The organism is Massilia sp. DJPM01 (genome assembly GCF_030348125.1).
GTDB lineage: Bacteria > Pseudomonadota > Gammaproteobacteria > Burkholderiales > Burkholderiaceae_D > Telluria_A > Telluria_A frigida.
Genome location: NZ_JAQOZV010000075.1, coordinates 19,662 through 29,848, shown reverse-complemented (window position 1 = coordinate 29,848; position 10,187 = coordinate 19,662). Strand labels below are relative to the sequence as shown.

The following is a 10,187-nucleotide window of genomic DNA, read 5'->3' as shown; positions in this document are numbered from 1 at the left end:
TTAAATCTCGGACCGCCCCGGGCAGCGGCCCCGCCGGCATCATGCAAAAGTCTTATGACGTTCAGAAAACTACCTGTGCGCGTTCATTTTCGTGCCGCGTGCTTGCCGCGCGCAGGCTGGATGCGCTCATCGCCGCCATGCGTGGCGTTTCACTTATCAATTTCAACAATTCAATATGCATATCGATGACAAGGCGCCTGAAACGCCGGAGCGCACCGTCAACAGCGTTGCCAACCTGACGCTTGCAGCTGCGATTTTCCTGCCGCGCCTGGCCAGCCCCGGCGGGCAAAATCACGCGCAAATGGCCGGGCAATTGTTTGGCCTCGTGCTGGCGGCCGCCATTGTGCTGGGCGCACTCCGGTTCTTCCTGAGAAGGCGCCCTGCGCGCCAGATGGTCAAGGCCAAGTTCGTGGTGGCGTTTCTGTTGTTGCTGGCTGGCGTGGGCAATATCGTGGGAATGCACAAGGACGAGGCGGCAATCCACTATGCGCAGCGGCAACTGCTTGTGATTATGAACCAGACGGCGGAGCAAGGCAGCGTGCCGGCGCCCATCCCTGCCAGCGAAGATGCGCGCGCGCTGCTTGCGTTCCTGGATGGGCTTGGCACAGTGCTCAAGCGCCAGATGGTCGACAACGAACGCTTGGAGAAGGAGTTCGGAAAGCTCTCCCTGAACGCGCTGACGCCGGAAAGCTTAACGTCGCGCAAGGGTATTGACGCTGCGCGGGTGCAGATGTCGCGATTCAGGCAACTCATCGAGCAGCGCGACGCGTTGGCCAAGGCGTCCATCGAGGATGGCCGGGAATATCTGCGTACGGCGCGCATCCCGGGACGCTATAGCAATATGCAAATGAGCAACGTGGTGCGGATTGGCGAGAAGACGCTCGAACTCAACGCGGAGTTGTCTGGGGTGCAGAAGGAGCTGATCGACGCCATGGGCGGCGTGCTCGATTTCGCCCAATCCCGGCTTGGCAACCTGCAGCTTCACCAACAGACGCTGCTCTTTTCCAGCGATGCCGATCTGGCCACCTACCGCCGGCTGTCCGCAGTACTGGACGATGCAGGAACGCGGGAAGCGGCGGTCATTGAAAAATACAACGCCCACCGCCAACGTATCAGGAGTGAGGCGACCACGACCGTATCGGCTGGGCTGCACTGACACCGTGGTCAAGCTCGCAAAATGACGACGGCCGCAGTTTGCGGGACTGACATGTTTCGAGTCAGAGCTCTGACCCCGGTTAAGAAATGTTTCGAGTCAGAGGTCAGACCCCGGTTAACGAGTCAGAGGTCAGACCCCGGTTAAGAAATTCGATTAAGAAATGTTTCGAGTCAGAGGTCAGACCCCGGTTAAGCAGTCTTTTAGAGGCGGAAGAAATCCTCGGTCAGGCGCCGTTTCGATGGCTTGATGGCCAGTTCGCCCGCCGTGCCTGCGAACACCATGCAGTTGCCCGGCGTGTCGCGGTTGATCACACCGGTGCCCTGCGCGACCGTGGTGTTGTCGCCAATCCGGCAACGCCCGATGATGGCGCTGTTGGGGTACAGGATCACGCCTTCCCCCAGCACCGGCGCCACGCCGTGGTTCTTGCCGACCGTGGAATTCTGATACAGCACCAGGTAGTTCCCATACGTCGCCTTGGCCAGCACGATGCCCACCGAGTGCCCGATGAAAAACACCTCCGGCAATGCGATCTCGTAAAACACATCGATGCCGTTGAGCGCCTTGTTGAGCAGGAACAGGCGCGTCGCCACGCCCAGCGCTTCCTCGCTGCGGTCTTCGCGCCATATCGTATTCGACAAGAAATACAAATACTGGCAATACTGGCTTGAATTGAGATAGTTGAATTGCCCCCGCGGCCACATCGTCACCTTGTCGATGCAAGCTTGCAGCCGTACCATCGTCGTGTCCCAATGCGTCCCGATAACGCGCTGCAGCACGGCCGCTTCCATGCCCGGAAAAAACGTCGTGACCTGCTGGCACGTGTAAGCGACCAAGTGTTCGTGGGCCATGCGCGCCTACTCCGCTGCTTGATAACGCATGTACACCAGCGCCGGCGCATCGCTGCCGGCCGCCGGATCTTCCACCCAGGTGACCTGACCATCCGCGCTGCTGCTGGCCAGTGGCACGCGCTTGACCTCGCTAAAGCCCGCCTTCTGATAAAACGCCAGCGCCGGGTTGTCGGAACGCACCCGCACCCAGGCGTCGTCCAGCCCCAGGCCCACGCGCGCCCAGTGCAGCAAGGCCTGCAGCGCAAGCGTCATCAAGCCCTTGCGGCAGTCGCCGCCCCGCACAATGGCGTCCGCCTCCACGTAGCCCTTGTCCCAGTCGATGAATCCCAGCCCCACGTGGCCGACCGAGCGGCCGTCGAGGGTGTCGACCATGAACAGGATCTTGCCGGGATCGCGCGCCACCGCGGTCGCCAGCCAGTTGGCGGTGCGCGTTTCGTGCGAGTCGAATTCGGTCAGGAAGGATTTGACGAAGCGGTTGCGCCACTCGCTGAGCAGGCGCGCGTCGTTCAGGTCGATGTGGGCGCTGGCCGTGGCGATCGGGCGCAGCAGGGCTTCGACCGGCTGGCCCACCGGGATCACCAGGTCCGACCCGGCGCCGGCCGCCTGCTTGTAGGCGGCGAACAAGGCTTGCCGGCTCATGCCGCTATCCCCGCGACGGCTTTCCCGGCGGCCGGCGTCCCGGCGGCCGGCGTCCCGGCGAAGTACAGGCCGATCTGGCGGCACACTTCATCGACCAGGGCCAGGTCCATGCGCGAGTGCAGCGGCAGGGACAGGATTTCATTGCCGACCCGGTCGGTCACGCTCAGGTCGCCCGCGCGGCAGTTTTTCCAGAGCGAAAACCAGTGCCCCGGCTGCCAGTGGATGCCGGTGTCGACGCCGTTTTCCTTCAAGAACTTGCGCAGCGCATCGCGGTCCTCGGCCGGCACGCGGATGTAGTACAGGAACGGATTCACATCGGCGAAGTCGGTCAGCGGGGTGCGCACCTGCGGCACGCCGGCCAGCAGCGCGTTGTATTTGATGCAGGCGTCGCGCCGGCTGCTGGCGATCAGCGCCAGCTTGGACAGCTGCGCCAGCCCGATGGCGGCGTGCATATTGAGCATGTGGTAGCGGTAGCCGACGCGTTCGACGTCAAACGTCCAGGCACGCTGGTTCTGGTACATGACCGCGGCCGGCTGCTGCATGCCGAGCAGGCGCAGTTCGTGCACCATGGCCAGTTCTTCCCTGGTTTTCACCACAATCGTGCCGCCGTCGAGGCAGGTGATGGTTTTCACCGGATCGTGGCTGAACACGCAGATGTCGGAAAAGCTGCCGACCGGCTTGCCCTTGTATCTGGACCCGAAGGAATGCGCGGCATCGTGGATCACGCGCAGCTGGTGGGTGGCGGCAAATTCGGCGATTTCATCATGATCGCAAAGGATGCAATCGTAATCCATGACGATGATGGCTTTTGTCTTCGGCGTGACGAGCTTGGCCGCCTGCTTCATGTCGATCGCCAGGGTGTCGTCGAGGCAGTCGCAGAAGACAATCTCGGCGCCCACCCAGGAAATGGCCTGGAAGTCGGCCGAGCAGTTAAAGGAAGACACGATGACTTCATCGCCCGGACCGACCCCGGCGATGAGCAAGGCCACGTGCAGCCCGGCGGTACCGGTACTCAAGGCGGCCACGTAGCGCTCTTCCGTGCCCAGGATTTCCTTGACCTTGTTTTCAAAACCGGACACGTAGCTGCCCATGCCGAGCCAGCCCATTTCGAGCGATTCGCGGCTGGCGTCGATTTCTTCTTTTTCGATCAGCGGCTTAAATACGGGGATCATGGCAGTCCTTCACAAGACAGGTTAAAGGTTCAGGGTCAGGGCGAGGGTGCGCGCGGCCAGGGTCGGCCATGCCCGGTCATTGGCGGAGATCTTGCGTGCTGCGCACGCGGGCCAGGGAATGTTCAGCGCCGGATCGTCCCAGCGCAGGCCGCGTGCGGAGGCGGGGCGGAACGGCGTACTCATCTGGTACAGGACTTCGGTGTCCGCTTCCAGGCTCTGGAAGCCATGCGCCATGCCGGCGGGAATATACAACTGGCGCCGGTTCCCCGCCGACAGTTCGGTATGGAATGCCTTGCCGTAGCTCGCAGAGCCCGGCCGCAGGTCGACGATGGCGTCGAAGATGGCGCCGCGCGTTACCCGCACCAGCTTGACTTCCTGGTCTGGCGCGCTCTGGAAATGCAGCCCGCGCAGGGTGCCCGGGTGCGGATTCCAGGATACGCTTTGCTGCACAAACCGGCCCACCAGGCCGTGCCGCGCGAACTCTTCCTCGCAGACAGTGCGGGCGAACAGGCCGCGCTCATCCTCCACCGGCTCGATATCGATCAGGAAGGCGCCGGCCAGCGAGGTGGGGGTCAATTTCATCAGGCCACCACGTGCATGTGCGGGTTGGCCAGCAGGAATTGCCCGCCCCAGTCGCGGATGCCGGCCATCTGGGTCATCAATTCTTCCTTGATGTTCCACGGCAGGATCAAGAGGTAGTCGGGACGCGTTTCGAACACGGCGGCGGGCGCACGCACGGGAATGCGGCTGCCGGGCAGCAGCCGGCCTTGCTTGGCGGGATTGCTGTCGGCCACGTAATCGATGATGTCGGCGCCGATGCCGCAGTAGTTGAGCAGGGTGTTGCCCTTGGCGGCGGCGCCGTAGGCGGCAATCGTCTTGCCTTGATCCTTGACGTCGATCAGGAAACGCTGCAGCGCGCGTTTGGTGGCGCGCATGCGTTGGCCGAAGCCGGCGTAGGTGTCCAGGCGCGCCAGGCCGGCTTCCTGTTCCAGGGCCATGCAAGCTTCGACCTGCGCCGTGGTGCGGTGCGCCGCCGTTTGCAGGCAGGCGTACACGCGCAGGCTGCCGCCGTGGGTCGGGAGATGCGCGATGTCGAACACGCGCAGGCCGGCGCGCACGAACACGGGCATCAGGGCCAGCAGGGACAGGTAGGAATAGTGTTCGTGGTAAATCGTATCGAACTGCTGGTCGGCGATCAGGCGCAGCAGGTGGGGAAATTCCAGGGTCACCACCGCCTCCGGTTTCAGCACGGCCGGCATGGCGCCCAGAAAATCGTTGAGGTCGGGCACGTGGGCCAGCACGTTATTGCCCAGTAAAAGGTCGACCTGTTCGCCCTGGGCCGCGAGCGTGGCGGCGGTGGCGCGGTTGAAGAACAGTTCGCGCGTGTCGATGCCGCGTGCGCGCGCCGCCGCCGCCGTGTTGCCGCTCGGTTCGATGCCCAGGCAGGCAATGCCGGCCTGCTGGAAATACTGCAAGAGATAGCCATCGTTGCTGGCGATTTCCATCACGCGGCTCGATTGGTTCAGGCCGAGGCGCGCCGTCATCTGTTCCACGTAGGCGCGCGCGTGGGCCAGCCAGCTGCTGGAAAACGAGGAAAAATACACGTAGTTGGCGTGGAAGTGCAGCTCGGCGCGGGTGGCGTCGGCCAGTTGCACCAGCCAGCACTGGGCGCACACCATGGCGTGCAGGGGATAGAACATCTCGCCCTCGGCGGCCTGGTCCGGCTCGACAAAGGCGTTCGATACAGGCGACAGGCCCAGGTCGGCAAAGCTGTGGTGAAGAGCGGCGCCACAGGCGCGGCAGGAGCGGGCGGGGCTGTTCATGCGCAGAAATGTTCCAGTTGCTGTTCGGTAAAGGCGCGCGCGCCGCCCGGGTCGCGCGCGGCGGCGGCGTACCAGGTGGCCGTCTGTTCGATGCCGGTCGCCAGCGGCCAGCGCACTTGCCAGTCGAGCTCCTGGCGCGCCTTGCTCGAATCGAGGTAGAGCAGGGCGGCTTCCTTGGCGGCGTGCTGTTCGCCATCGAGGCGCCAGGCCAGTTGCGGCCAGTGCGCCTGCAAGCCGCCCAGCAAGGTGGCGACCGACAGGTTGTCGGCGGCGTCCGGGCCGAAATTGTAGGCGCCGGCGCAGGCCGTGTCGCCAGCGAGCAGGCGCGCCGCCAGCAGCAGGTAGCCGTGCAGCGGTTCCAGCACGTGCTGCCAGGGGCGGGTGGCGTGTGGACTCCTCACCGGCAGCGCGTTGCCCTGTTGCATGGCGCGCACGGCGTCGGGAATCAGGCGATCCAGACTCCAGTCGCCGCCGCCGATGACATTGCCCGCGCGGGCGGTGGCAAGCAGCGGGCCGCCGGCGGCAAAAAAACTGCTGCGGTAGCTGTGTGCGACCAGTTCGGCGCCGGCTTTGCTGGCGCTGTACGGATCGTGTCCGCCGAGGCGGTCGTTTTCACGGTAGCCCCACGGCCAGTGCTGGTTTTCGTAGCATTTGTCGGTGGTCACCACCAGCGCCGCCCGTGCATCGGGGCAGGCGCGCAGCGCTTCGAGCACGTGCACGGTGCCCATCACATTGGTCGACCAGGTGGTCACCGGATCGGCGTAGCCGTGGCGTACCAGCGCCTGGGCCGCCAGGTGCAGTACCAGCTCGGGCGCGGCATCGGCCATGGCGCGCGTCAGCGCGGCCTGGTCGCGCACGTCGGCGATGTGGTGGCGCTCCAGGGTGTCGCTCACCCGCGCCAGCTCGAACATGGTGGGCGTGCCGGACGGGGCCAGGGAATAGCCGGTCACGCGCGCGCCCAGCCGCGCCAGGAACAGGCACAGCCACGCGCCCTTGAAGCCGGTGTGACCGGTGACGAACACGCGCCGCCCCTTGAAGGCGTGCGCGAGCGCATCCATGCCGCTCACGCCCACACCTTCCACGGCGCCGTGCCCGATTGCCACATTTCTTCGAGCATGTTCTTTTCGCGCAGGGTATCCATCGGTTGCCAGAAGCCGGCGTGTTCGTACGCCATCAACTGATTCTGTGCCGCCAGCGCTTGCATGGGTTCCACTTCCCAGCTGCAATCGTCGCCGTCGATCAGGTCGACCACGTCCGGTTGCAGCACGAAAAAGCCGCCGTTGATCCAGCCGCCGTCGCCTTGCGGCTTTTCCATGAAGGCGGTCACGGCATCGCCATGGCGCACCAGTGCGCCGTAGCGCCCGGGCGGCTGCACGGCGGCCACCGTGGCCAGGCGCCCGTGGGCGCGGTGGAAGGCGATTTCGGCCGCGATGTCGATGTCGGCCACCCCATCGCCATAGGTGAAGCAGAACGGCTTGCCCGGTTCCAGGTATTCGCGCACGCGTTTCAGGCGCCCGCCGGTGAGGGTGTCGGCGCCGGTATCGACCAGGGTCACGCGCCACGGTTCGGCGTGGCGTTCATGCACTTCCATGCGGTTGTTCTGCATGTCGAAGGTGACGTCCGACATGTGCAGGAAGTAGTTGGAAAAGAATTCCTTGATCAGGTAACCCTTGTAGCCGACGCAGATGATGAATTCGTTCACGCCGTGGTGCGAAAAGACTTTCATGATGTGCCAGAGCATCGGTTTGCCGCCGATTTCAATCATCGGTTTCGGCTTCAGATGGCTTTCTTCGAGAATGCGGGTGCCCAGGCCCCCGGCCAGGATGACGGCTTTCATGGCAGCGCTCCTTGATTGCTGGTTTTGCACCACTGTTCCCACATGCCCCGGTACGCCTGTTCCAGGTGGCGCGTGAAGCGCGCCATGTCCATCAGCGGACTGGCGCGGGTGCGCTCGCGCAAGCCGGTGCGCAGCTGGCGCAGGCGGGCCGGGTCGAGCGCCAGGCCGGCGGCGATGCGGATGTAGGCTTCGCCGTCGTCGGCGATCAGCTCGTCGAGGCCGCCGTTGTGCAGGATCGTCACGCCCAGGCGCGAAATGAAGTTGCTGCCGGCCAGGGTGACGAAGGGCACGCCCATCCACAGGGTGTCGAAGCTGGTGGTGCCGCCGTTGCAGGGGAAGGGGTCGAGCGCGATGTCGATGCGGTTGTACAGCACGAACTGGTTCTTGCGGTCGTTGGCGATCAGGATCAGGCGCGCCGGGTCGATGCCAAGGCGCGCGAAGCGCGCTTGCACGCCATCGCGCATGCCGGGGTTGTCCAGGCCGAGGATTTCCAGCATCAGGCGCGATGCGGGCACCTCGCGCAAGATCGCGGCCCACAGCACGATGGTCGGGTCGCTCACCTTGGCGTAATTGTTGAAGCAGCCGAAGGTGATGTAGCCATGATCCTCGTGCGGCGGATGGTCGATCACGGCCGGGCTGTTCGGATGCGCGGCGTAGCAGCAAAACACTTCCGGCAAGCGCCACAGGGTTTCCACGTTGAAGTGTTCGCTCAAGCCCGGCGGTTCGGCAAAGGCGTCGGTGAGGCGGTAATCCATGCTGCTCAAGCCCGTGGTGGACGGGTAGCCGATGTAGGTCAGCTGCACCGGCGCGGGTTTGCGCGCGAACGCCAACAGGCGGTTGCCGGCCGTGTGGCCGGCCAGGTCGACCAGGATGTCGATGCCGTCGGCGTGGATACGTTCAGCCAGCTGCTGGTCGGACATGCCCCGGCAGGCAATCCAATGGTCGCTATCTGCGCGGATGCGGGCCGTGAATTCATCCTCGATCACGTGGCTGTAGTAGCAGTACACCTCGACCTGCGCCTTGTCGTGCTGCGCCAGGATCGGTTCGATGAAAAACGCGACCGCGTGGCGCCGGAAGTCGGGCGAGACATAGCCGATTTTCAGGCGCCGGCCCGGATCGAGGCCGGGCGCGTGCCGGAAACGCTGGGCCGCCAGGGCGGGCTCGAACTGGGCGGCGAAGCGCAGGTGCAGCGCGAATAATTGTTCCTGGGTGATGCCGGCCGCGTACTGCATCGACAGCAGCAGGTTGTTGTGGGCCGCCGCATAGTCGGGCGCCAGCGCGATGGCTTGCTCGTACATCTGGCGCGAGGCGTCCGGCTTGCCCTGGTCTTTCAGCGCGCTGCCCAGGTTGTTGAAGGCTTCGGCAAAGCCGGGGCGCAGGGCGATGGCTTGCTCGAAGCAGGCGACCGCTTCGTCGTAGCGGCCCTGTTCCTTGTAGGCCACGCCGAGGTTGTTCCAGGCGTCGGCAAACTCGGGCTTGCGCGAAATCGCCTCCTCGAACGAGGCGATCGCCTCGTTCAGGCGGTTCATGTTGGCGAACGCCACGCCCAGGTTGAAGTGGGCGGCGGCGCTGTCGGGCCACATGGCCAGGGTCTTTTCGCACCAGGCCAGCGCTTGCACGTGCCGTTGCAGGTCGGCGTTGGTGAGCGCCAGCATGGCGTACGGGTCGGCGTAGCCGGGTTTCAGGTGCACCGCGTTCTCGAAGCAGATCAGGGCTTCCTCGAGCCGGTAGCTGGCCTTGTAGGCGATGCCGAGGTTGCAGTAGGCCTCGGCATAGTCCGGGCGCACCGTGACGGCGTGCTGGAAGTGCTGGATCGCCGTCTCGACCTGCTTCTGTTCCAGCAGGGCGCCGCCGAGGTTGTTGAGCGCTTCGGCAAAATCGGGCGCCAGCGCCAGCGCGGCCTGGTAGGCGGCAAGCGCCTCGTCGAGGCGGCCGAGTTCCTTGAGGGCGATACCCATATTGTTGTACGGCAGGACAAAGCGCGGGTCGATGGCCAGCGCGCGCCGGTAGCAGGCCACGGCCTCGTCCAGCGCGCCCTGGGCCTGGCGCGTGACGCCGAGGTTGTAGTGGGCCGCGGCCAGCTCAGGCCGCTGGCCGACGGCGGCCTCGAAATGATCGGCCGACAAGGTCCACTGTTCTTGCTGCTGGTACAGCTCGCCCAGGTTGTTGTGCACTTCGGCAAAGCCGGGCTGCAATTCGAGCGCCCTGGCGTAGCAGACCTGGGCTTCGTCCAGGTTGCCCATCAGTTTCAGGGTGTCGCCCAGGTTGCTGTAGGCCTCGGCGTGGTCCGGTTGCAGGGCCAGCACGGCCAGGTAGCTGCCCAGGGCATTCGGCAACTGGCCGCCGTCGCGCAGGGCGTGGCCGAGTTGCAGGTGGGCTTCGGCATTCTCCGGCGCCAGTTTCAGCAGGCGCTCGTAGCTCGCTTGCAGCTCGGGCAGCAGGTGCAGGGCGCGGCAGCTGGCGTCGAGCGCGAAATAATAGGCGGGGTTGGCCGGGGCCTTGTCGATCGCGCGCCCGAGGGCGTCGATGGCTTCCTGGTGGCGTCCGCGCTGCTGGTGGAGCAGGCCGAGCAGGTGGAGGGCATCGGCCCTGCCATCGAGTTTGCGGTACAGCGCTTCCGCCTGGTCCAGCCGTCCCGCCCGGTGATGCTGCATGGCGATATCCAGGGGGGAGGGCGGGGCGTAGGAAGCGGGTTTTTTCATGGGGCGCGGT

The 10,187-nt window shown here is 64.9% G+C and carries 9 protein-coding genes; 1 reads left to right on the top strand and 8 read right to left on the bottom strand.

From position 1 onward, the window contains the following. Positions 1–175 precede the first annotated feature (175 nt). Positions 176–1,156, top strand: a complete 981-nt coding sequence (locus PO883_RS30645; protein WP_289313137.1) for a hypothetical protein — start codon at positions 176–178, stop codon at positions 1,154–1,156. 200 nt (positions 1,157–1,356) lie between these two features. Here PO883_RS30645 and PO883_RS30640 read toward each other — a convergent pair whose 3' ends face one another. Genes PO883_RS30640 through PO883_RS30605 form a run of 8 tightly spaced genes read right to left on the bottom strand, consistent with a single transcriptional unit; the run spans position 1,357 to position 10,177 of the window. Beyond that, entirely contained in the window at positions 1,357–2,004 is a 648-nt protein-coding gene (locus PO883_RS30640; RefSeq protein ID WP_289313136.1) for a hypothetical protein, read from the bottom strand. A gap of 6 nt (positions 2,005–2,010) precedes the next feature. Then, positions 2,011–2,643: a GNAT family N-acetyltransferase gene (locus PO883_RS30635; RefSeq protein ID WP_289313135.1), complete on the bottom strand. Its 633-nt coding sequence runs from the start codon at positions 2,641–2,643 to the stop codon at positions 2,011–2,013. Then, positions 2,640–3,815, bottom strand: a complete 1,176-nt coding sequence (locus PO883_RS30630; protein ID WP_289313134.1) for a DegT/DnrJ/EryC1/StrS aminotransferase family protein — start codon at positions 3,813–3,815, stop codon at positions 2,640–2,642. Before PO883_RS30630 ends, PO883_RS30635 begins: the two co-directional genes overlap by 4 nt. Positions 3,816–3,836: 21 nt before the next feature. Then, positions 3,837–4,397 (bottom strand): dTDP-4-dehydrorhamnose 3,5-epimerase, encoded by a 561-nt coding sequence (rfbC, locus tag PO883_RS30625; RefSeq protein WP_289313133.1) that lies wholly within the window; start codon positions 4,395–4,397, stop codon positions 3,837–3,839. Beyond that, on the bottom strand, positions 4,397–5,638 hold the full coding sequence (locus PO883_RS30620) for a class I SAM-dependent methyltransferase (protein ID WP_289313132.1): 1,242 nt from the start codon (positions 5,636–5,638) through the stop codon (positions 4,397–4,399). Before PO883_RS30620 ends, rfbC begins: the two co-directional genes overlap by 1 nt. Further along, on the bottom strand, positions 5,635–6,696 hold the full coding sequence (rfbG, locus tag PO883_RS30615; RefSeq protein ID WP_289313138.1) for a CDP-glucose 4,6-dehydratase: 1,062 nt from the start codon (positions 6,694–6,696) through the stop codon (positions 5,635–5,637). The genes PO883_RS30620 and rfbG overlap by 4 nt, the downstream gene beginning before the upstream one ends. Positions 6,697–6,701: 5 nt before the next feature. Then, complete coding sequence (gene rfbF / locus PO883_RS30610) at positions 6,702–7,475, bottom strand: glucose-1-phosphate cytidylyltransferase (protein ID WP_289313131.1); 774 nt, start codon at positions 7,473–7,475, stop codon at positions 6,702–6,704. Next, positions 7,472–10,177 carry a tetratricopeptide repeat protein gene (locus tag PO883_RS30605; RefSeq protein ID WP_289313130.1) on the bottom strand — a complete coding sequence of 902 codons (2,706 nt, stop codon included), beginning with the start codon at positions 10,175–10,177 and terminating at the stop codon, positions 7,472–7,474. Before PO883_RS30605 ends, rfbF begins: the two co-directional genes overlap by 4 nt. Positions 10,178–10,187: the final 10 nt, after the last annotated feature.